Source organism: Bacillus sp. Xin1 (assembly GCF_013314535.1).
In the GTDB taxonomy this organism is placed as follows: Bacteria; Bacillota; Bacilli; order Bacillales; family Bacillaceae_G; genus Bacillus_A.
This window is the reverse complement of the sequence record NZ_JABUAE010000036.1, coordinates 1-23,434: the sequence shown is the minus strand read 5'-3', so window position 1 is coordinate 23,434 and position 23,434 is coordinate 1. Positions and strand designations below refer to the sequence as shown.

17 protein-coding genes and 7 pseudogenes are annotated in these 23,434 nt (G+C 33.9%); 6 read left to right on the top strand and 18 right to left on the bottom strand.

The window, feature by feature from the left end; genetic code table 11:
* Positions 1–125: 125 nt before the first annotated feature.
* Both mphL and HRG09_RS22485 read left to right on the top strand, forming a co-directional pair.
* Complete coding sequence (gene mphL, locus HRG09_RS22490; RefSeq protein WP_174103030.1) at positions 126–1,022, top strand: macrolide 2'-phosphotransferase MphL; 897 nt, start codon at positions 126–128, stop codon at positions 1,020–1,022.
* Between the two features lie 22 nt (positions 1,023–1,044).
* Positions 1,045–2,477: pseudogene (locus HRG09_RS22485) on the top strand (glycoside hydrolase family 1 protein).
* 924 nt (positions 2,478–3,401) lie between these two features.
* Here HRG09_RS22485 and HRG09_RS29565 read toward each other — a convergent pair.
* Together HRG09_RS29565 and HRG09_RS22480 are read right to left on the bottom strand one after the other, a co-directional pair.
* Positions 3,402–3,753, bottom strand: a pseudogene (locus HRG09_RS29565) (hypothetical protein); the annotation flags it as partial.
* Positions 3,754–3,810: 57 nt separating this feature from the next.
* Positions 3,811–4,497, bottom strand: a complete 687-nt coding sequence (locus HRG09_RS22480) for an IS6 family transposase (RefSeq protein WP_174103029.1) — start codon at positions 4,495–4,497, stop codon at positions 3,811–3,813.
* A 275-nt stretch (positions 4,498–4,772) separates the two neighbouring features.
* On the opposite strand from HRG09_RS22480, the gene HRG09_RS22475 reads away from it, so the two are divergent.
* Complete coding sequence (locus tag HRG09_RS22475; RefSeq protein WP_174103028.1) at positions 4,773–5,519, top strand: carbonic anhydrase; 747 nt, start codon at positions 4,773–4,775, stop codon at positions 5,517–5,519.
* Between the two features lie 438 nt (positions 5,520–5,957).
* On the opposite strand, the pseudogene HRG09_RS22470 reads toward HRG09_RS22475, so the two are convergent.
* Together HRG09_RS22470 and HRG09_RS22465 are read right to left on the bottom strand one after the other, a co-directional pair.
* A pseudogene (locus HRG09_RS22470) lies at positions 5,958–6,665 on the bottom strand (IS6 family transposase).
* A gap of 74 nt (positions 6,666–6,739) precedes the next feature.
* Positions 6,740–7,624 carry an alpha/beta fold hydrolase gene (locus HRG09_RS22465; RefSeq protein ID WP_174103027.1) on the bottom strand — a complete coding sequence of 295 codons (885 nt, stop codon included), beginning with the start codon at positions 7,622–7,624 and terminating at the stop codon, positions 6,740–6,742.
* Between the two features lie 528 nt (positions 7,625–8,152).
* Between HRG09_RS22465 and HRG09_RS22460 the strand changes: the two genes are divergently transcribed.
* Positions 8,153–9,079: a carbohydrate binding domain-containing protein gene (locus HRG09_RS22460; RefSeq protein ID WP_174103026.1), complete on the top strand. Its 927-nt coding sequence runs from the start codon at positions 8,153–8,155 to the stop codon at positions 9,077–9,079.
* A 463-nt stretch (positions 9,080–9,542) separates the two neighbouring features.
* Here HRG09_RS22460 and HRG09_RS29735 read toward each other — a convergent pair.
* The 11 genes and pseudogenes from HRG09_RS29735 to HRG09_RS22410 all read right to left on the bottom strand — a co-directional run.
* Positions 9,543–9,737 (bottom strand): annotated as a pseudogene (locus tag HRG09_RS29735) (hypothetical protein); the annotation flags it as partial.
* Between the two features lie 113 nt (positions 9,738–9,850).
* Positions 9,851–10,450, bottom strand: a complete 600-nt coding sequence (locus HRG09_RS22455; RefSeq protein ID WP_174103025.1) for a hypothetical protein — start codon at positions 10,448–10,450, stop codon at positions 9,851–9,853.
* Between the two features lie 1,369 nt (positions 10,451–11,819).
* Positions 11,820–12,665, bottom strand: a complete 846-nt coding sequence (locus tag HRG09_RS22450) for an AraC family transcriptional regulator (protein ID WP_174103024.1) — start codon at positions 12,663–12,665, stop codon at positions 11,820–11,822.
* Between the two features lie 548 nt (positions 12,666–13,213).
* Positions 13,214–13,399, bottom strand: a complete 186-nt coding sequence (locus HRG09_RS22445; protein WP_174103023.1) for a hypothetical protein — start codon at positions 13,397–13,399, stop codon at positions 13,214–13,216.
* 99 nt (positions 13,400–13,498) lie between these two features.
* On the bottom strand, positions 13,499–13,690 hold the full coding sequence (locus tag HRG09_RS22440; RefSeq protein ID WP_174103022.1) for a hypothetical protein: 192 nt from the start codon (positions 13,688–13,690) through the stop codon (positions 13,499–13,501).
* Positions 13,691–13,854: 164 nt separating this feature from the next.
* Positions 13,855–14,553 (bottom strand): IS6 family transposase, encoded by a 699-nt coding sequence (locus HRG09_RS22435; RefSeq protein ID WP_174103021.1) that lies wholly within the window; start codon positions 14,551–14,553, stop codon positions 13,855–13,857.
* 695 nt (positions 14,554–15,248) lie between these two features.
* Positions 15,249–15,945: pseudogene (locus HRG09_RS22430) on the bottom strand (IS6 family transposase).
* Between the two features lie 183 nt (positions 15,946–16,128).
* A complete protein-coding gene (locus HRG09_RS22425; RefSeq protein ID WP_174103020.1) occupies positions 16,129–17,001 on the bottom strand; it encodes an alpha/beta fold hydrolase in 873 nt (290 codons plus the stop codon).
* Between the two features lie 61 nt (positions 17,002–17,062).
* A complete protein-coding gene (locus HRG09_RS29730; protein WP_375335772.1) occupies positions 17,063–17,560 on the bottom strand; it encodes a nucleotide disphospho-sugar-binding domain-containing protein in 498 nt (165 codons plus the stop codon).
* A gap of 524 nt (positions 17,561–18,084) precedes the next feature.
* Positions 18,085–18,678: a hypothetical protein gene (locus HRG09_RS22415; protein WP_174103019.1), complete on the bottom strand. Its 594-nt coding sequence runs from the start codon at positions 18,676–18,678 to the stop codon at positions 18,085–18,087.
* A gap of 229 nt (positions 18,679–18,907) precedes the next feature.
* Entirely contained in the window at positions 18,908–19,594 is a 687-nt protein-coding gene (locus HRG09_RS22410; RefSeq protein WP_174103018.1) for an IS6 family transposase, read from the bottom strand.
* Positions 19,595–19,843: 249 nt separating this feature from the next.
* Between HRG09_RS22410 and HRG09_RS22405 the strand changes: the two are divergent.
* Positions 19,844–20,119: pseudogene (locus tag HRG09_RS22405) on the top strand (DDE-type integrase/transposase/recombinase); the annotation flags it as partial.
* Positions 20,120–20,164: 45 nt separating this feature from the next.
* Here the strand turns inward: HRG09_RS22405 and HRG09_RS29135 are convergent.
* From HRG09_RS29135 to HRG09_RS22395, 3 genes and pseudogenes are all read right to left on the bottom strand, one after another.
* Positions 20,165–20,371 (bottom strand): annotated as a pseudogene (locus HRG09_RS29135) (MFS transporter); the annotation flags it as partial.
* A gap of 132 nt (positions 20,372–20,503) precedes the next feature.
* Positions 20,504–21,301 carry a dihydrodipicolinate synthase family protein gene (locus HRG09_RS22400; protein ID WP_174103017.1) on the bottom strand — a complete coding sequence of 266 codons (798 nt, stop codon included), beginning with the start codon at positions 21,299–21,301 and terminating at the stop codon, positions 20,504–20,506.
* 77 nt (positions 21,302–21,378) lie between these two features.
* Positions 21,379–21,912 carry a cupin domain-containing protein gene (locus tag HRG09_RS22395; protein WP_174103016.1) on the bottom strand — a complete coding sequence of 178 codons (534 nt, stop codon included), beginning with the start codon at positions 21,910–21,912 and terminating at the stop codon, positions 21,379–21,381.
* A gap of 285 nt (positions 21,913–22,197) precedes the next feature.
* Here HRG09_RS22395 and HRG09_RS22390 point away from each other — a divergent pair, with 285 nt between their 5' ends.
* Complete coding sequence (locus HRG09_RS22390) at positions 22,198–23,112, top strand: LysR family transcriptional regulator (protein ID WP_174103015.1); 915 nt, start codon at positions 22,198–22,200, stop codon at positions 23,110–23,112.
* Positions 23,113–23,434: the final 322 nt, after the last annotated feature.

Here is a 23,434-nt window from a genome sequence, read left to right as displayed (position 1 = left end):
AGAACGTCCTTTATGACAAATGAGTGGAGGAGAACAAACCAGCTTGAAATGAATTAATTAAGGTGAAAGATAATTTTTTTGCCTTTAGACAGTAACAATAAAATGAACATTTGGAGGAAATAAGAATGAATACACTTAAAGTTAAACAATTGGCAAATAAGAAAGGCCTAAATATCTTAGAAGATACAATAAAAATTAATGAGTCAGGCGTTGACTTTCAGGTGGCACATGCCAAGGAACAAAACGGTGATCAATGGATACTGAGGATTCCACGTAGATCAGAATCTATGAGACATGCTCTACAAGAGAAAAAAGCGTTAGAAATTATTAATAGCCATGCAAGCTTTGAAGTCCCTGATTGGTCTATCTTTTCGGAAGACTTAATTGCCTACAAGCAACTACGTGGTGTTCCTGCTGCTACTATTGATATTGAACAACAAGGCTATGTATGGAGCTTTGATGAAGAGAATGTACCATCTGAATACTATTATTCATTAGGGCAAGTTCTAGCTAATTTGCACTCATTATCTCAGCAAGCATTTAATAATATCGGTGTTGAAACTCTGGATGCTAGTGAAATAAGAACTTCCATGAAACAACGGATGGATCGCGTGAAAGCACAATACCATGTCAATCAAAATTTATGGGACCGCTGGCAAGCGTGGTTAGCTGAAGATTCTTTTTGGCCATCTCATGTAGGTGTAAAACATGGGGATTTACATCCAGGTCACATCCTTATTGATAAGAAAAATAATGTAACTGGCTTAATAGATTGGACAGAAGTAGGGATAGCTGACGTGTCTATAGATTTCACATCGCATTACCTACTCTTTGGGAAAGATGGCCTAACCAAGTTAATCAACGCTTATGACAATGCTGGTGGTAAAACTTGGGCAAGAATGGATGAACATATTATCGAGCTTCTAACAACAAGTAGCATCACCGTTGCTGAATATGCTCAAGTGTCAGGTTTGAAAGATATGCATGAGGCGGCTGTACACATGCTAGCAAGTGAGAACTAATAAATTTCTGGAGGTAATCAAAATGAAAACATATCAATTCCCTGAAGATTTTTTATGGGAGGAGCTACTGCAGCTAATCAAATAGAAGGCGGATTTAATGAAGGGAATAAAGGACTAAATATTGCCGATGTTCTTCCAGGTGGAAACGAGCGTATAAAATATTAATGAATCCAGGTTTTGATTTTGAAATTCATCGTGATCAATATTACTATCCGAATCATGAAGCTATTGATTTTTATTACCGGTATAGAGAAGATATTGCGCTGTTTGCGGAAATGGGTTTCAAGGCATTTCGTATGTCGATTGCCTGGACACGCATTTTTCCAAACGGCGATGAATTAGAGGCAAATGAAGAAGGGTTGGCCTTTTACGATCGTGTTTTTGATGAATTGTATAAATATGGTATTGAACCAGTTGTGACCATTTCTCACTATGAAATGCCTCTGCATTTAGTAAAAGAACATGGTGGTTGGAGAAACCGCCAAGTAGTAACTTTCTTTAAAGATATGTAAAAGCGATTTTCAAACGTTATAAAATAAAGTAAAGTTTTGGATGACTTTTAATGAAATCAATATCAGCTTAATGATGCCGATTCAAGGTCTTGGTTTTTCAATTCAAAAAGAAGAAGATAAATACGAGCCTACCTTCCAGGCATATCATCACCAATTTGTCGCAAGCTCCATTGCGGTCAAAGCATGCCATGAAATTATTCCTAATTCCCAAATTGGATGTATGATTCTCTTTGCACCTGTATATTCTTTTGATTCCAATCCAGAAAATGTAATGTATGCTTTTCAGGAAGAACAGCTTTTCAACTACTATTGTGCAGATGTACAAGTACGGGGTGAGTATCCAGCTTTCATTAAGCGATACTTGAAAGAACACAATATCGAATTGGAGATTCAAGACGGTGACTTAGAATTAATAAAGGAAGGCACTGTTGATGATATTGGCTTTAGTTATTACATGTCCCGCACTGAGAAGAAAGTGAAGGCAGATGCGGAAGCAACGCAAGGGAATATTATTGGCGGTATAAGAAATCTGTTCTTAAAAGCAAGCGATTGGGGCTGGGAAATCGATCCTGTAGGGTTACGCATCAGTTTAAACAAATTATATGATCGCTATCAGAAACCACTATTTGTTGTAGAAAATGGGTTAGGAGCTTATGACAAAATAGAAGAAGATGGCACAATCAACGATGACTATCGAATTGACTATCTTCGTGAGCACATTATGGAAATGGGTGAAGCCATTGAAGATGGTGTTGAATTAATCGGCTATACAAGCTGGGGATGTATTGATATGATAAGTATGTCAACAGGTGAGGTCTCCAAACGTTACGGTTTTATTTATGTTGATAAACATGACGATGGCAGCGGAACATTAGAACGGAAAAAGAAAAAGTCCTTTTTCTGGTATAAAGATGTAATTGCAACCAATGGGGAAAGGCTATAAAAATCTATTACTATTAATTTTCTTTTTACCAAGGAAATACTTATGTTGAGAGCTACTGAGGTAGCTCTTTTTTATTGTTTTTAGCACACTTATTTATCAACAATGTTTACTAATACAACTTAATAGAAAAATAAAACAGTTGTTACTTTTGTGTCGCTGGGAAAGTAGGAATTAGAAAAACATTGATACTGAGGTATGTCCCGTCGATCTAGTTAACATAAGATAAATTATCGGTAGTTATAAAATGAGTGAAATTCCATATCTCAAAATGTATAGAGATATTATGTTATTGAGATGAAAAAGAGGAAATTGTTCTTTTTTTAATTATATTTATAAATAATATTATAATGTAGAGTTTTCTAATATACCTGTTGGATAATCATTTAAATAAGACTTAATATTGTGAGATGAAATTCTCTTTCATTGCTAGTATCTATTTTGAATTAAACTTTGTTCCTATCTCACAATGAAGAGTATTCTTATATTTTGAGATGTAAGAAAAAATACTAATTTATGCGCCTCCCCTTCTTTATAAAATTAACAATAATTTTCCATCGTTGGACTAGAGTTATGATTGGCTATATGTATTAAAAAAGGAACCCATATGGGGTCCCTTTTTTAACTTTCACTCTTTTTCAAAAGGTGCATCTTTGCACTATATTTATTATAGATTTTAATTCATATAATATCAATATGTTTAATTTGTATTTATAAGGATTTTCATCGAATTCAAACATTTGTTTGCTTATAGTTTTGATAAGACAATATTGGTTTCTTCGTTAATATGATCGCAATGTTGTAAATAAATACTATAATAGCTTCTAGGATTATATTTAATTATCGATTAAACAAGGGTTTAATGTAGAGTTCTCAATTCCTATATTCCCCTCTTCTATTTTGCATTGTTGTAGAAAGATAGGAGTTTCACTTTATAACCTGTTTGCAATATTTACATGTACTACGCCTCTGATAATAATAAGCAATCGTAGCACCAAACAGAGCCACCCCCAAATTGGCCATAATAACTCTGGACCTTCCAATGCCCATCCCCTATGATCTAGGCCCCCTTTATTAATAAACCCCCGGATGTACATCAAACCAGCTGAAGTAACCATAATGGAAACCAACGCGGAAAAATTTCTCCCCAGTGCTGAATGAGTCCCAGCGTAAGAATTGCCCCTCCGAGCGCTACGATAGCTAAGGACGCACCCATTAACCAAATTCCAGGTGAATCACGTTCAAAAGAATCAAGTAATTCTTTAGTAGTTCCCAGTGGGGTTCTGTTGCAAAGTTTGAAAAAAGCATAAACAGGTTGGTAAATGAGGAACAATGTTTAGGAAGTAGCTAATAATTGTTGAAGTTCATTATACGTTGAAAAGGCGGAGTCTCTTTGAAGACTTCGCCTTTGTTTATATAGGGCATGAATAGTCTCGATACCTTTTATCGTACGTGAAGCATGACGAAGATTTTGAAATCCTGCGGATTTGGAAAAACGTCTCTTTACATGTCTATGATCCTGTTCTATGAGATTATTCAAATGTTTGATTGTACAATGGATTGTAGTTTGATAAAATTCTTGTTTTCTTAATTTGTTAAATGCGCAAAGTAATGCCGGCGCTTTGTCTGTAGTGAGAACCGCAGGTTCTCCAAAATGTTTTACTAATCTTTTCATGAAGGTATAGGCAGCCTGATGATCCCGTTTTTTACGAAGTTGAATATCCAATGTGTGCCCATCTTTATTAATTGCACGATAGAGATAACGCCATTCTCCCTTAACTTTGATATAAGTCTCATCCAAATACCAAGATAAGCGTGCAGATTTATTTTTCACTTTCCAAATTTGATAGATGAGATTTCCATATTCATGAACCCATCGCATGATGGTTGTTGGGTGAACTGAAATACCACGTTCTTTCAGGATTTCAGATACATCGCGATAACTTAAAGAAAAACGACAGTAGTAGCCCACGGCTACTAAAATAATATCTTTCTTGAATTGTTTTCCTTTAAAATATCTCATGTCTGATTTTCCTAGGTCCTGTTTTCTAGAGTGTAGCTTCATGTAGAAAACTTTGCAACAGAACCCTTTATTTCGTTTTTCAGCTGTTGAATCCCTACTTTTCCGTTTATTAAAACCTTCGTTTATGTTATGAAACAAATTACTTTGTCCCTGGTTACAAGAACACTAGTACTAGGCCACATAGGCTGAACTCCATAAGTATTTGAATTTAAAAGCATAAAGGAATACAATATATATATCATATGTGCTCTATTTTTTAGAAAGAAGGCGGTAACATGAAAGTAAATTTTATGTGGATAAGTTTACTGATATCTTCCCTACTTATCACAGGATGTAATAACATAACTTCAACTGACAAAAAAGAAGAAAAGACAACTGCAACACATGAAGTGAATTACAAAGATCAAAAAAATTGGGAGTTTGAATCAGGCGATACACAATCACCAATCGCCATTGACACAACTAAGACACAGGAAATGAAAGACAATGGAGCAATCGAACTTAACTATAATAATGCTGTACTTGATGAAGTGGATAATGGCCACAGTATCCAAGTAGACGTTACTGGAACCGCAAAAATCAATGGTCGTTACTTTGATTTAACACAATTCCATTTTCATGCACCTAGTGAGCATACACTTGATAATAAGCATTATCCAATTGAAGCTCATTTTGTAAATAAAGCACAAGACGGTCGTCTAGCTGTTATTGGTGTGTTCTTTAAAGAAGGTTCAGAAAACCAAGGGTTCAAAAAAGTGATTGATAGTATTAAAAAAGGTGATAAGAACACTTCTGTTGGTGAAATCAATATTGCTGCTATGCTTCCTACCAACAAAAGTTATTATCACTACCTTGGTTCATTGACTACTCCCCCACTTTCAGAAAATGTTGAATGGTATGTCATGAAAAACCCGGTAGAAGTTTCAAAAGTACAAATAGAAGCTTTCCAAAGCTATTACAATAATAATAATCGTGATATTCAACCATTAAACGAACGTCTAATATTAAAACACGAAGAATAAATAAAATCGCCCCCTACTAAAGCAAATTAAATTAAGAGAAGGTATTAAATAAGGTAAAATCTATTTGAAGATTTTTCCTTATTTGTTTTATTCCAAAAGGTGTACCTTTTGATACCGGAAACAAATTAGTAATATATTTCTCAATATGGATATTACCAATATTCGTATTAATAATATTAAAAATTAACATTTAATGTAATATAATGAAAAGGTGATGGTTATCACCCTATTTGTTTCTCCTTATGCCATAGATAAGATCGAGTTCCTGGTCTTATCTATTTTTTTATATGGGGTAGTGACAGGGTTGCTGTCATAGACCGCAACCTAATTATTTAAATTTAATTAAGAAGTGTTTTTTTATGTTACGTAGTACAGAGAAAGGTTCTGGTGCAAAAATAAAAGAGAATAAAGTACATATATTCCTAACGGAATCGTATCTTATGCTGCAAGTTCAAACAATTGATGAATGAATTCTTTCTGATTTTGGACAGACTGATTCCGTAAATCAATCTGTTCTTTTGTAATCATATGCATGGCTTCTACTTCAGAAAGAATGGATATAGCTGTGTCAAAAAATTTGAGCACTAGCATAGAACGGATACGCTTCTTTATAAAACGATGATCTTGTTCTACTATGTTATTCAAGTACTTTTTTTGTCTAAGTTGCATACCACCAGGTATGCTTTTTTCTTTTTTCAACTGTTCAATTGCTATAGGATAATCTGGATTCTTATCGACTGTTATAACACGAGGTTTTGAAACATGAAAAGGTCACAAAGCTTCTTTGAAAAAGCGCTTTGCAGCCTTCTGATCTCTTGTTTTGCTTAGGCAAAAATCGATTGTGTTTCCTTTCGAATCAACAGCACAATACAGGTACATCCATTGCGCTTTTACTTTAATATATGTTTCATCAACTCTCCAAGAGTCATTTGTTTGTTTGAAGTAACGCCGAATCCGTTTGTCCAATTCAGGATCATACTGATGAACCCAACGCATAATCGTTGTATGAGAAATGGATAACCCGCGTTCCTTTATCATTTCCACCAAATCACGAAAACTGAGATTGTACCGTAGGTACCATCTTACAGTTAGCAAAATAATGTCAGGCTGATAATGTTCCCATTTGAATAAATTTTGGTTTTCCATACTGATCATGCTCCTTTTTTAGAGTAGTAGTATCAGTATGTCTAAGTTTACTAGATTTCTTGCACCAGAATCGTTTACTTTGTATCTTGGATAATTGTTTGTAAAATAGATTCCCATATGTCAGGATCGTCAGGTAAGAAATGTCCTGCATCTTTCATATAATGTGTTGTTATATGAGAGGTCACTGAGGCTACTTTTTTTATTTCTTCTATTGAAGATAAAGTGTCGGCTGTACCATGCCAAATATGGATAGGGATAGAAATATCTTGAAAATTAAACCCCCAATATTTTGCTAAGAGAGCAGGTTCTGCTACTGCTTCATCTACACTATTTCTCAACGCCTCTTTCATATGGATCATAGTTAACTTAATATCTTCATCTGTTTGAAGATATTGTTGATCCCATTTGCATAAATGGGCATTCCCCTTTTTCATCCCCTGTATATATTTTTCAGGGTTCTTTTCGATTTGCTTTTTTTGAGTACGATATACCCATTTTAATAGCAAAGGTAATCGTTTGGAGAGAAAGAAAGCAATCCGATTTTCACGGCACATACTAGCTGGCGGCTTCTCATTCTCAAACGGAGTTGCACTAGAAACCATCTGTACGGATTGTAAACGTTCAGGGATTTTATAAGCACAAGCAGCTGCATAAGCGCCTCCTCCGGAAATACCTATAATAGAAAAAGTTTGGAGCTTTAGTTGATCTGCTAATTCATTTACATCTTCTGCCCAATCCAGAACAGTTCGATTCCGTTTTGGATCAGAGAGCCCATAGCCAGGTCTATCTATTGAAAGAAGTCGTATCCCTAATCGTTTGGCTACCATATCATCTGTTAATGACCAAATTCTTGAACCGGGTGTACCGTGGAATAGCATGACTGGTAATCCATTTGTTTTACCATATTCAATGTAGGCTAACTTGCGCCCATCTTGTAAAGTTATGATGTGATCTTTCATATTATCCACTCCTATAACAAATTGAAAACCGACCGTTCAGTCTAATTTTATAACGAGAGTAGTTACTTTGTAAATACTGGAATTTTTATTGTGTGTCACTTTACCTATAAGTTGGCCGCAGTTGGAAGCATAAGTTGGCCAGAAAACACTTATTTTTGTAGGTGATTATCTAATTATTCAACGGAATTGGAAGCATAAATTGGCCGTGAGTTAATTATTAACCCATAAGCTTGCCGTGTGTTTTATTAATGTAGCTTTGGAATAATGTTTGGTCAAATTGATACTAATAACCTTAATAAACGAGCAAGTGGAACTGTCGCTTCCGTTAGTTAATAGGTCACTTTGCTCTCTTGATATGCTTTCTTTATCCGTTCAATTTGAGCGAGGTGTCCTTGTATGTGTTGAAGATCCTTCAATTGAAAATAACCTATAAATCATTTATTAATAAAGTTGTTCTTTGGAAGGTTTATCCAAATATATATAGAAAGTATGAAAAAAAATTTAATCTAACCAAAGGAGATGAAGAAATTGTTTAAAAAAATCGGTATAGGAGTATTTTCTACAGCAATTGTATTAAGTGCCAGTATAGGTTTTTCAGGTATTGTATCGGCAGATAGTCCATCTGCAAATGAACAAGTTAGGAATGGAGATTTTGAGGATGGGCTAAATAACTGGATTTTATCTAATCCTAATTCTTCTACCGAGAATATCGGCACTTCTGAACCAGGCAATCATTATCTGAAATTAATACATGCAGACACAGCCTATCAGCTTGTTACTGTAAAGCCAAATACAGAATATACATTAACATTTGATGTAGCAGGAAGTATAGGTTCTCCAGCAGAAGTAACAGTAGGTAATCTGAATGCCACTCAAGAAATAGTTCCATTAACAAAGAAGCAGTATACAGGATTTAAGCCGGAACATCATGAGGTGAAGTTTAAAACAGAGGAGGATGTGTCAAACTTTGCTGTCAAACTTGCTTCTACAGCAAATGGGAGGGTTAAGTTTGATAATGTACAATTAAAGGAAAAGGAGAAATCTTATATTTTAAATATGGATTTTGACCACAATTCAAGTTTAGAACCTCTTAAACCATGGGGCAATATAAAATACAATATTGAAGATCATGCAGGAGTAAATAATTCTAAAGGACTTCATGTAAACGCATCAGTCGGTTCAGCATTGTTTGGATCCATAACTTTGAAGCCTAATACTACATACATACTGTCCGCATCTGGAAAAGTAAATACTTCTAGTTCAGAAGTATGGGTATCAGTAGATGTTAATGGAAGAGGCATAGCTAGTTTGGGATTTAATTCCTCACAGTATGAACAGAAATCGTTCGAATTTACTACTCCAAATTCTATTAATTCAAGTGAATTCTACATTTATCATCTTGCTGCGTTCAGCTTTGATGTCAATCTTGATGATATCGTACTAGTTGAAAAGTAGCCATAATAAAAAATATATTTCTATCATTGACACATGAAAACAATTCTAGAAATGAGCCGCCATATGCCTGTCGAATCGAGACTTTGAAATGTATCCAAAACGAAATTTGTTCTTTCTACATTTATTTATGGGAATTCAGCTCGTTTTTTCATTTTGAGGAACAATGAATTTCATAAATTGATGGCAATGTGATGATATCCCTAAAAGTCGCAACTTTATTTAAAGGCAACATTAAAAATATTCTTCAAATCCTGGAAGCATAAGTTGGCCGTAAACTAAAAGAAGCATAAGTTGACCAAAATGGCCATCTTATGCTTCTTGTTACATTGTGTAACATAGCCTTTGACTTCATTGTATCCTAAAACAATACCTTTTTAGTACAATTTAGATAAAAAGAGAATGGTTCTGGTGCAAAAAATTCAAAATATCTTGAAGTAATCTCCCACTTCAAACAGTCCGTAAGGACGTTAAGTGGTGAGTAGTTCAAATCACTGTTATATTTATATTCAACCTTTTCTTTTCCACACTTTTCGCACTTATAGAAACTAGGTGTCCCTATCTGCCCTGTTTTAAAATTTTCACTATCTTGAGTTTTAATGAATTTATATTTGTGTATACATTTAGGTTCTCTTATTTTATTCATCCATTTTCCTAACATAGAGTAATTACTCTGTTTCTCTACATAAAAAAATCACTATTCTCCCATTTTTCTAAATCCATGAAAGAATAGTGATTTTAAAACTTCTTCACCTAATCAATTGAAGTTCTCTGTTACTTTTTGATTTCAATTGCTGAAGTAATATCATTCCAATCCGCAGCCAAATTAGCAGTTTTACCATACCAATCAGAGTGTCTAAATAAGACCCCTTTGCCATATCCTTGAGTTGAAGTATGTTGCCACAGTGTCGTCGAATAACTTGCAGAAGGTGAAGCTGTACTTACAGAAGAAATTCTGTCATTCCAGCTAGAAGGCAAGTTTTTAAAACCACTGCTCCAATAAATATACTGTCCACCTTTATTTTTATGCTCATAGAAATCGGTACTACCAGCACCGCTACCCAGTGTCGTTACTGGGCTTTGAAATCTTTGTTTATCTTTTTTGATAAAAGTCTCTAAGCTTTCTCTGCTCGTAAAACCATAAGCCAACCAATCTCCATTTGTATTTTGTTTAGGTAGAACCATAGTTATTTTTACGTCTTCGTTGGATTTGTTATTCAATTTTGCCAGAGAATCCACATTCTTTCCATCCACAGTTACATAGTCGAACGATTTAATCGTATAATCTTTTTCTGCACTTGCTGATATCGTTCCCAGTCCTCCAGTTAATACAAAACCAGTTGCTAACGCTCCTACAACTAATTTCTTGAACATACAAACATCCCCTTTTGTTAAGATTTTTTTGGTACAACTAAAATGTATGTTATTTTTATAATTATGTAAATATTTATAAAATTTAGAAATAAAAAACAGAAAATTTGCTTTTTTTTGTAGCAATTTAGTTGCTTTTTATCGTTTGGGGTGTTTATTTTCACTAGGTTAATAAGTATGTGTCAAGACTCCTATATGTAAAATCACATGAGAAAACCAGGTAACATAATGTTATTATTTTATCATTTTCCGACAGAAGGGTCCTTTCTCAATTTTCATGAAGGTGCGATAGTACTAGCAAATAGGTAGGAGATGAATGTCGGTTAGCGTAAGCCAAAATGTTCGTTATCATATACTTGTACAGATTTCTCTTTGAAAACTGAAGATATGAGGTTGGTTACAGAAAAATCGTTGCAACAGTAAAATCTTCAACGTTCTATCGCCCCGCGCTTGCCGAAGTTGCGAAAACCAAGCTAAAGTAGGAATCGTGGTGAGTCAACGTACAAGACACTTAAATTCTCACCGTAGGAACTACGGGCAGAGTTTGCTAAGATAACTGGTGATACATCGGTGTTCGCAGGAATCCCCTACTTCAAACAGACCGCAAGGTCGTTAAGTGGGGGTAGTTCAATTTAGATGCCTTGCTATTCATTCTTTCTACTTTTAAAAAGTTTAAAGGATAAAGATCTTTATTATTTTGGTAAACAATCGAACAAATTTCACGTACCGTACTTTTCTATATATATATTAATTTCATAATCAAGGGAATTCTCTTTCTGCTCCATTCATTTGTACGCTGGCATTCTCTACATTAGAAAGCTCTTCTCAAATTCTTTCCTCTCTTATCCCTCTTCTATTGAAGTCTCTTCAGCTCTTCTGAAGAGACTTTTAAAACTTTTACGATACGTTGGTTTTATCTTAACAAAAGGTACTTTCATGGGTAGAAAAAATTTTTCAATCTAGGAGTACCGTCAAGAAAATGCGGATTTACACCGCTAAGCCCCTTTTCCTGACGGTACCCCGAAAAGAACGAATCCTTGCCATACCCCATGCCCATCAACTTAAGAATATTAACTTCCCCCAAGTGTAAAAAAACGTTATTCTTTCTAAAAAAGCTAGACTAGAAAGGATGACGTTTTTTATGAATCTTTCGATTCAAAGTGAACTCCAATTATTTGCTGAAGAATTACATCGATATCTTACACTTTAGAAGAGTTTGCTAGAAAACTAGCTTTTGTACAACGGAAACGTAAGTTTTCAGGTCATGATTTGGTTACTCACAATATAAAAAGCTCAAATTTCTAAGCATTTAAATTCAGAGTGTTTTTTTTCATTACTCCATAAACAGCTTCTTTTTTATTGAATGTGTATTTTATTTCGGTATAACAGGGACCCAGAGTTCATGTCTCGGTTTATGTTTCGGACCGTAATAGCATTCTATGCACGGTAAATTTGCAAGTTCATACTCAGAGGTTGGGACCCACTCAGAATATAAGCGTTTCCATGCATCCACTATGTTCGGAAAAACTGCCCATGTACTTGCAGGAATAATTAATGTTTCCATATCAGCTGATACTTCCCCATCATACCTTACACCCATAAAGTAGGAAAATTCTTCATCTGTTATGGCGGCTTCTTTTCCACAAATCCCCAAAAGGCTTTCAAGCGTGCATTTTGGATTTTCCCATGACATATCTATTAATTCTTGCATAAATCCGTCTTTTTTCGCAGTGTTCCAAAGTGTAGGGATTTTTTTAAATGCGCTGCTTGTTTTTACAGGTTTACTCTTTCCTACAATTCTTAACTCAAAATCGATGTTTTCAATTCTGTAATCCATCTCGGTACCTCCTTTAATAGAAATTTGGAAGGAAATTTTCGGAAAGGCTTTTAACTGTACTCCTTTATTACGAGCATTAGAAGGGGTTATTCCATGCATTTTTTTAAAAGCACGTGAGAAAGCATCGGAAGAAACGTAACCGTATTTAATTGCTACATCGATGATCCGAATATCACTTTTTTGAATTTCAAATGCTGCAAGCGTTAAACGTCTTCGTCTAATATATTCTGAAAGCGACACACCTGAGATTGAAGAAAACATTCTTGAAAAATGAAACTCAGAGCAATTAGCTGCCTTTGCAATCTTCTTGTAATCTATTTCTTCATCCAAACTATTCTCAATGTAGTCCAATGCATTATTCATTCTTTCTAGCCAATCCATAAGTTTACTTCCTTTCAAATATTTACTTTAATACATAATAGATAATAATAACCGACATTTCATGCCTAAAAATGTCGGTACAAAAAATACACCCTTTAATAGAATGTAAAATAAGGATGAACTATTTGTTCACCGGTGTTTATATATTCTTTTTATTTACTTCTATTATTTATCTTTTAGAACTTTTATAATATTCTAACATAACTTGTCGATTCCTTTATATAAAATCATCCTTTTAATTATAGGGTAATTTATTGAAAATAATTTATATTCTTATCTTTTTCTAGATAACTTGTTTAGAAAGGATAACGTCTTTAAGGAAAAGCAACCATAACATCCCCAAATATAGTTCCTTTCGATACATCCCCATATCGAATCCTCCCTATTACTCTTGTATATGTTTACAGTACAACCTTCACATAGTATAATAAGGCACTAGAATTATACAAACTTATCCTTTTGTTAGTCGATATCTAGTTACATTGAGTGTGAGAGTAGGGTCATGCACTCAATTTTTATTTTAATTAACTTCATTTTTATTTTCCTTCCTAAAAATTCACCTTTACATATAATTCTGCTTCTTTTTTTAGAAACTCATTAATTTCCTTTTTCAGCGAATCATCATGCCAATCATCCAATTCATTCTCTTCCTTCGCCTTAATGAATTGAATCATAATGAGTAAACAAATTGTCATTCCTACACAGTACCCAATAAAGAAGCTTAACCAAGTCACGCTATCACTTCCTTCGCACAATAAAATAAGACGCTAAACCGATAACGGCAGCGCCTACGATAATTACTATAAACTTAATCAAACTCATTTATCCTCACATTATTTATTTCTCTGTTTCCATACCCCATTCTCTTTACGATAAGTGTTCTTGCCATTCATAAAGTCAGTTGTATTGCCAGGAATGCTATATTTCTTATTCTTTTTCTTATCCTTCTTCTTCAACCGCTTCTCTTCTTGAACAGCTTGTAAATCCGCCTTCCATCGCTTTAACAAAACCTTTTCTTTTCGCATCGAATTTATACTCCTTTTTATCATCACTAATTTATATTACTTTTTCTATACAAATCAATATAAAAAATATTCATAACATATTTCATTTTGCAAAAACAAAACTTTTGGTTCTGGTGCAAAAATAAAAGAGAATAAAGCGCATATACTCCTAGCGGAATCATATCTTATACTGCAAGCCCAAACAATTGATGGATAACTTCTTTTTGATTTTGGGCAGACTGATCCCGTAAATCAATCTGTTCTTTTTTGATCATATGCATGGCTTCTACTCCCCAAAGAATGGATGTAGCTGTATTGAACCCTAACATAGGAAGGACTCGCCTCTTAATGAATCGATGATCCTGTTCCACAATGTTGTTAAGATATTTCACTTGCCTTATTTGGATGCCTTCTGACATCTTTTTTTCTTCTTTTAACTTCTCAACTGCTGCTGGATAAGTTGGATTCTTATCTACAGTAATGACACGAGGATTGGATACGTGTGAAAAAGACAAGGCTTTTTTGAAAAAGCGCTTGACTGATTTGGCATTTCTATTTTTACTTAAGTAAAAATCAATGGTATTCCTTTTTGAATCGACTACACGATACAAATACATCCATTGCGCTTTTACTTTTATGTATGTTTCATCTACTCTCCACGAGTCATTGCTCTGCTTGAGATGACGCCAGATTCTCTTATCTAACTCAGGACCATATTGATGAACCCATCGTATAATTGTTGTGTGAGCTATCGATAGGCCTCGTTCTTCCATTATTTCCACCAAATCATGAAAACTTAAGTTGTACCGTAAGTACCATCTTACCGTTAATAAGATAACATCAGGCTGATAATGTTTCCATTTGAACAAATTTTGGTTTCCCATACTGATTATGCCCCTTTTTTAGAGTAGTAGTATCAGTATGTTCAAGTTTAAGATATTTTTTGCACCAGAACCGTATGAAATTTACTTAGCTATCGAGCCTGTCTCTTGCTCTATATATGATTCTACTAACATAATCGCTCTCCTTGCTGGATGTTGATAGAGGCGTTCCAGTCCTTGTCTGCCAAAAAAATGCACTCACATTAGAGTGAGTGCTCTGAAAAAAGTTGAGACTCCTCCATGGGGCACAATCTTTATAAGGAGAGTCTTCTACTAGAAACATATCTTTAATTTATAATGAATACTACAAAATCTAATCAAAAAGAACATGATTTTACAAAAAAAATATAAAGTATTAGAAAATTCATTTTATTCCAAAATCTCAAGATAACTGCATTGAATCTCTCAACTTCGAATATACTGACACTATCACTCTGAAAATAATATGTAATTAGTATAGAAAAGAATGAATTAACAATAAAAATATTGACTACATATAAATTAACAGGTTCTGGTGCAAAAAACGAATTTTGTAATGTATCATTTTTTTGCACCAGAACCGATTAAATCCTAACTCAAAGATTTACAACAAAAAAGAACCACTAAAAAGTGATTCTTTTTTGTTAAAGGCATAGTTCGAATGGTTCTGTTGCGAAGTTTTGTTAAGGTTAAGTGGTGCTAACAAAAAGTTGTACATTTTATGCGATTGTTAGTAGCTCCTGTAATTCATTGTATGTCGAAAAACCGAAGTCTGAGCCAAGACTTCGGTTTCGTTTATATAAAGCATGAATGGTTTCGATGCCTTTCAAGGTACGGGAAGCGTGGCGAAGATTTTGAAATCCTGCGGATTTGGAAAAACGTCGCTTCACATGCCTATGGTCCTGTTCAATGAGATTGTTCAAATGCTTGATTGTACAATGAGTTGTATTTATATAAAAGCCTTGTTCTCTTAATTTGTTAAATGCGCAAAGTAATGCTGGTGCTTTGTCTGTAGTGAGAACCGCTGGTTCTCCAAACGTTTTGACCAATCTTTTCATAAAGGCATAGGCAGCCTGATGATCCCGTTTTTTACGAAGTTGAATATCCAATGTGCCCGTCTTTATCAATTGCACGATATAAATAACACCATTTTCCTTTGACTTTTATATAGGTTTCATCTAGTTTCTAAGATAATGGAACGTTTTTATTTTTCTTCTTCCAAATTTGATAGATAAGGTTTCCATATTCATGAACCCAGCTCATGATGGTTGTTGGGTGAACCGAAACACCACGCTCTTTCAAGATTTCAGATACATCACGATAGCTTAAAGAAAAGCTTAAAGAAAAACGACAATAGTAGCCGACGGCTACCAAAATAATATCCTTTTTAAACTGTTTTCCATTAAAATACCTCATATATCATTCTCCTGCTCACACTTTTTCTACAGGTTATCTCAGTTTAGAAATCTTTGCAACAGAACCAACGACATAGTTACATGAGATGACACATCAAGGACAGTTACCACACAGGTGGTGTTCAAGTAGTTGTAGATACTGACTTTATGGATTCAACATCTGCAATGGGATACTAGAGATGCCCTATTTATTAAAAAATTCCAAAATACGATCATTTATATATTGAGGATTCTCCATGGACATTAAATGTCCTACATCTTTCACCAATTCTACAGTTAGATTGGGTGATGAATGTTCAGCACATTTGAAAGCTTCTATTGGGTTATACATTACTTCCTTCTCTCCTAACATTAACAGCATAGGCGTTTGAATTTCGGCTAACTCTTGGTTCGTAAAAATATATGGAAATCCCTGTTCTGTTGGAGTTTCATTTTTCACTGAATTATTCCACATCATTCCTGCTACCAATTGTTCTTGAATAAAAGGATGAATAGTGTATCGATTATCAAAAATCCACTCTAAAAATTTCTCGACCCCTTCCCTACTATTCATCATTCCTGAAGCATAGGAAAAAAACAAAGGATGAAAAGGAATATACGTTGCTGCAGGACTCATTATTACAGCCTTATTTACCTTCTCTGGAAAAAATGTCAAGAAGTTAACAGTATGCAAAGCACCATATGACAATCCTACAATGTTCGTGCTATTAATTTCTAATGTATGTAATACTTCTTTTAACCATAGTGCGTAACTTAAGCGATCTGTAAAGCCTTTTTTGGGAACACTTTTATTTTTATCTCCTAAAATATCAATACACATTATTCTAAATTGTTTACTCCAGTGTAAAATATTTGAATACCACATTGTCGAACTCATTTTTGCTCCATGGAGTAATACGAGAGGTTGTGCTAATTTATTACCACTTTCAATAATATGAGTCTTCCCTTGAGATGTTTCTACAAAGTAAGATGAAAAACTAATTGGCCATAATTTTAGACTTTTCTCATAAGATTGTAGATAGTTAGTTTCTTGATGTTTTTTTTCTAAATGCTTCATTTTAGTTCCCTCCATTTAACTCATTTTCATAGTTCACTTTTAAAGTCACAGTATTTTTGCCTTACTTAATACCCATTTTAAATTTAAAGGTTTCAATTTCATCGACTGCCTTGTTATATCCTCCAGCATTTTTTAAAGATTTTCCAATTCTATGGCTATTTTTTGTATAAATATCATTTGATAACACATGCATTGCTGTATTACGTAATATTTCCGAAGTAAGCAAATTACGATTTAACTGGACCCTGGCTTCTAATGCTTCTATTCTTTGAGCAACTATAGGCTGATCTCCCATAACTGGAATAACTAGCATAGGAACACAAAAATATAAGCTTTCACTGGAACTATTCATTCCCCCATGTGTAATAAATAGATCAGTATGTTGTAGAATATCTAATTGAGGAACGTAATTATATAGCTTAAAATTAGAAGGAATATTTTCTAATTGACTAATATCATTTTGTTCCCCTACAGCTAATATGACAGTAACCAGGCTATCTCGAAATGCTTCAAAACATGTGTGATAAAAGTCGGGTTGCTGGTTAAATACTGTTCCCATAGAAATAAAATTAACTTGTTTCCCTTTTCCTGCTCTAAGGAAAAAGAATTTACATCATTACGCTGTGCAATAGAAGTCCCGACAAATATATAAGAATCATCAAATTCCTCTACATTTGGTTGATACAATTTTGATGTATATACAATTGTAATATCCCCTGGGCATGTCATCACATTCTATTTTTCATTAAGGGTAATGCCATAAATATCTTCCCGTTTTTTAAAAATACACATGACTTCCTGATATAAAGGGGATTTTTTATTTTCTTCTCCATGCTTTTTCATAAGAGTAGAGGCTATCTTTTTAGTAATGGAAAATGTTGTACATGAAGAAATTACCTGCCTTTAAAGCGGGAAAAACATTAAAAGAAGCTGTAAAAGCGGAATAATATTCATTTCACAGTAGCATGAAATCATTAGGATTCATGCTACTGTTTTATTTTATAATCGTACAGTCGTCATTTTCACCCTAATTCTTAAGTTTTGGCAACTATATCTGTTCACATACCCCACTGTGTAAGAAAGTTAAATTCCTCTTTTCCACAGTCTATCTCTACGTTCTCTATATATTTTAAACCGTTTCTGATTTACCTTAGTAAATAACTCATCCACCTCACTCTGTGTAATATCTTCTGTTACTTCTAAGGCTCTTTTAAACGTTCTCTTCCACAATTTTTTTAATACATTAAGCTGTTGTGTAGAAACTGGAGTTAAGGATGGTGCATCTTCCTGCTGTTTCTTCATATTCTCCACCTCCATCAATCTCTTTTTCATATATAAAAAATCATTTGGAATATCCTCATGTAATCTTAAATCATGTAATAAACTGTGAAAATAATTCCAATGATGCAATGTAGACTTTCTTTTTCTCATAGATTTTTCAATCAACTGTAATAACTCGTACATCTCACCAAGAGAAATCTCCACGTCTATCCATTTCTGGAGAAAATGTTTCTTCTCTAGATACTCAAATACTCGCTGAACAAAATCATCTGTAATAAAAGATACATCTTCCTCTACAACAACATAGTTCATATCCCCAAGAAGATTACGAACATTCTTACGTAGATCAGACAGATAACTCCGCTGTACAGGAGACGATAAATCTGTAAATAACATCAAACATACAATCCTTTCTAACAACCCACAGTCCAAATAATATAAAAGCTTTAGGCTGAAACACTAGTGCTTGCTTTTTTTAGCTTACTCTATTCTGTTAACGAAAATAACAAATGGCTTTAAAAAGTAGTAATCGTTGCCGTATGCCCTTTATAGCATACAATCATTTTTTAGGTTCTGTTGCAAAGTTTGAAAAAACATAAACAGGTTGGTAAATGAGGAGCAATGTTTAAGAAGTAGCTAATAATTGTTGAAGTTCATTGTACGTTGAAAGGGCGGAGTCTCTTTGAAGACTTCGACTTTGTTTATATAGAGCATGAATGGTTTCAATACCTTTTATCGTACGTGAAGCATGACGAAGATTTTGAAATCCTGCAGATTTGGCAAAACGTCTCTTTACATGCCTATGATTCTGTTCCATGAGATTATTCAAATATTTGATTGTACAATGGATTGTAGTTTGATAAAATCCTTGTTCTCTTAATTTGTTAAATGCACAAAGTAATGCTGGTACTTTGTCTGTAGTGAGAACCGCTGGTTCTCCAAACGTTTTGACCAATCTTTTCATAAAAGCATAGGCAGCCTGATGATCCCGTTTTTTACGAAGTTGAATATCCAATGTGTGCCCATCTTTATCAATTGCACGATATAAATAACACCATTTTCCTTTGACTTTTATATAGGTTTCATCTAGTTTCCAAGATAATTGAACGTTTTTATTTTTCTTCTTCCAAATTTGATAGATAAGGTTTCCATATTCATGAACCCAGCGCATGATGGTTGTTGGGTGAACCGAAACACCACGCTCTTTCAAGATTTCAGATACATCACGATAGCTTAAAGAAAAACGACAATAGTAGCCGACGGCTACCAAAATAATATCCTTTTTAAACTGTTTTCCTTTAAAATACCCCATATATCATTCTCCTGCTCACACTTTTTCTACAGGTTATCTCAGCTTAGAAATCTTGGCAACAGAACCCTAACCGAAATTCATCTTCCACTTTCACTGGCGCACCTTCACGTTTAAAAGTGGAAGACTACTTTCGGATAAAAGTTAAGGCGTTATAATAGCAGCACATCTTTAATTTATAATCAATACTACAGAATCTAATCAAAAAAATACAAGATTTCACAAAAAAATTTAAGTATTAGTAAGGTCCTGGTGCTTTTCGCATTTAACAAATTAAGAGAACAAGGCTTTTATGCACGTACTATTCATTATACGAGCAAGTATTTGAACGATCGTATCGAACAAGATCATAGACATATAAAGCGACGCTTTGCCAAATCCGCAGGATTTCAAAATCTTCGCCACGCTTCCCGTACCTTGAAAGGCATCGAAACCATTCATGCTTTATATAAACGAAACCGAAGCCTTGGCTCAGACTTCGGTTTTTCGATATACAATGAATTACAGGAGCTACTAACAATCGCATAAAATGCACAACTTTTTGTTGGTACCACTTAACCTTAATAAAACTTCGCAACAGAACCGTAACGGTACTGTAGTAATTGTCCCTGCTAATGTATTAGATATACCCAGACTATCACGAATAGAAGATAATAGTGGACCTACTGATGTTATTGGGGCTCTGAGATTTGCTCCAATTAAAATAACTCCTGCAATAAGTAATCCTCTTTTAATCTTTATATCCATTTTTTGTTTTTCTATTTGATGTAAAATCCTCATGATAGATATAGCCCCTCCATATTGTTTAGTAATGGTATCCGCAAGCAGAAAGAATAATTGAATTATTTTTTCTGCTTGGCGATTACCTTAGGATTCTTTCATTAAAATGAGTAAATCCGTGAAATAGTATTATTACCGAATAGGAGAACGACAAGTACCTACTTTTATGCCCAGAGAATTGTAGTGATTCTTAATGTTTATAACAGCTTGACCACTTGTAACCTTATTAATTAATTCGTTTATTTTTCGAATGTCCACTGGTTTATTTGTTAATAAGTCACTGGAAATTTGTTGAATTTCTTTTGGATAAACATTTCCTACCATACTAGAAAGTCCATTACAACCATTCATTATCTTTTCTATAAGGTTTACATCTCCCCCAGCGAACATGATAAATTCATCTGGTAAAGTTGTATTTTCATGACGTTTAACATCACTCTCTTCTTTCATGCCTACCAGATTGGGGTACTTCTGATTAATAAGAGTACTCAATGATTCAGCACTTAGCTCAAAACCTGTTCGAAAAGGATTGTTATAAAGTACAACATTTTTTGTGGTATGCTGCAATAACTCATTAATATAAGAAACAGCCTGTTCTTGCGTCGGCTGAATGTATGGAGGGAACTGAATTAGAATGGAATCGAAAACAGAATCCTCAAGTTTTTTAATCAATCTTATTGCATTTTTTGTTGTTGTAGCTGATACACCAAACATAAGTTCAACATGTTTAAAATTTTGTTGGTTAAAATAATCGATAATTTGGATTCGCTCTTCAATACTCATTGAATTTTGTTCACCTGTAGTAGCAGATACAAGAAGAGACTCTATTCCGTTACCTGTTAAGTACTCAACAATGGAATTAAAGCCCTCTAAATACAAACTTTCATCTTCTTGAAAGGGGGTTGGAATAGCTACATTTAAATTTTTCATCTGTTTTATCCTCCGGTATTTATATAAATAATTAATTTTACGTGAGATCAAATATAAAAAGTACTAGTTAATACCTTCTATTTTTTCTCTGTCTGTACATTTTGCTTTAAGACGTGGCGGGGAGTACTCCCTATGGGTTCTTCTAAAAACCATGTGCCCATTGAAGTAAGGACCGGAACATCCTGAAAAGTGAAAAAAATCGCATCCTCTGTTTCTGAAGTGTTGCAATGCTCATGAGCAGACCATGGAGGAGCTAGGAATAAATCACCTTTTTCCCATTCAATCTTCTCTCCATCTACAATACTAAAACCCTCTCCCTGAAATACTAGGTTTAAAGCCACATTCGTATGACGATGAGCCTTATTATGCTCACCTGGTTTGAAAATTTGTACTACTACATTCATTGTTGAGGAAGTACCATACGCATCTCCAGTATCCTTATGAATGAGGGATAAAGTTCCACGTCCACTTTCAAGAAAATCTTCTGATACAGATTCATTAAGCAAGGGATAAATATCTTTCCATTTCCAAGAACATGCTCGAATGGCAGGCTTCCTACTCTTTTTTAGAAATTCGCTATAATTGACAATATCTGTTCTTTGATTACTCATCCTATTAACCTCCTCAAAATTTTACACAGTTTAAGTGTTTTAAGTTTCGAAATCATTAATTTTAATAAGATTAGCCTTCTGTGTAAATAATAGTCTAAGATACTTCGATTAATAGAACAATCTAATTATTTATATAATAATTATAGCTTTAACCTATGATATAATTTGTATTATCTTAAGTTGCTGTAGAATTCATGTAGAAGCTAACCATAATAAATGAGATCCTTGAGGCTTTACATAACATCAATTCATTAACTATCATCACTTGAACTAGGAGGCTTCAGAATGGAATTAAGACAACTGGAGTATTTTTATGCTGTGTGCCAAGAACTTCATTTTACAAGAGCTGCAGAAAAAGTTGGAATTTCCCAACCATCTTTAAGTCAACAAATCAGATTATTAGAACATGAAATTGGAACGCCTTTATTTGATCGAATCGGTAAGAAGACAGCTCTTACTGAATCGGGAAAACTACTCTTAAAGTATACTCGCAATATTTTTCACGAATTAGAACAGGCAAAAACTTCAATAAATGAATTAAATGGACTTCAAAGAGGCTCAATTTCGATTGGTACATTGTTAACAGTAGAAAATTATCTTATTCCACCCGCATTAATTAAATTTCACAAGCTATACCCAGCTGTTAAGATTTCTGTGCTAGGTCTACGTACTGGGGATATTCAAAAACACTTGTTAGAAAATAAGGTGGACTTAGGAATCGTTTTTTTACCTATAAAAGGCGATGAATTTGAAACACTTTCTTTATATACTGAAGAAATGGCTTTTGCAGTACCTGTTGAACATCCATTAGCACATCAGGATATGTTAGAGTTAGAAGTATTAGAGACGACTCCTTCTATTTTACTTCCTGAACAATATTTTATAAGACAACTTATAAATAAAAATTGCAAAGACTTGGGTTTTCTTCCGAGTCCTATTTTTGAAATTACAACTATGCAATCATTAATTAATATGGTAGCAGACGGTATAGGAATCACTATATTACCTGGCCCTTACCTAGAGTATCTTAAGCAACCTAATATAAAAATCATTCCTATACGAAATTCTAATCTTGCTCGAAATGTGGGAATTGTCTATAGGAAGGATAAATATCTAGGTGCAGCTACACATATTTTCATTGATACGTTAAAAGAAATTTCGTTTAGTTTAGACTATGGTAATACGGAAGGAAATAATTGAAGTCTGTATACATGTTGTTAAATTTCAGTTATATAGTTGTAACAATATAAATAAAATCTCCGTACTGGATAAAAAAGCTATGAATCTTCAGGTTCATAGCTTTCTGCTATATAATTTCTAAAAAGAATGTGTATTCAATCATTCTTTGAATATATCCTTATAATTATATGTTTTATGAATGATGTTAGTCCACACTATCTGTTCCAAAAACGACCGTTTTTGAGATTGAATGCTTTGCTTAGGGTAATAAAATCAACGTTTTTTAATGTCGAAAATTGCTTAGCGTATATTTTCGTTAAAATGTGGGCGGTACGCCATTTAA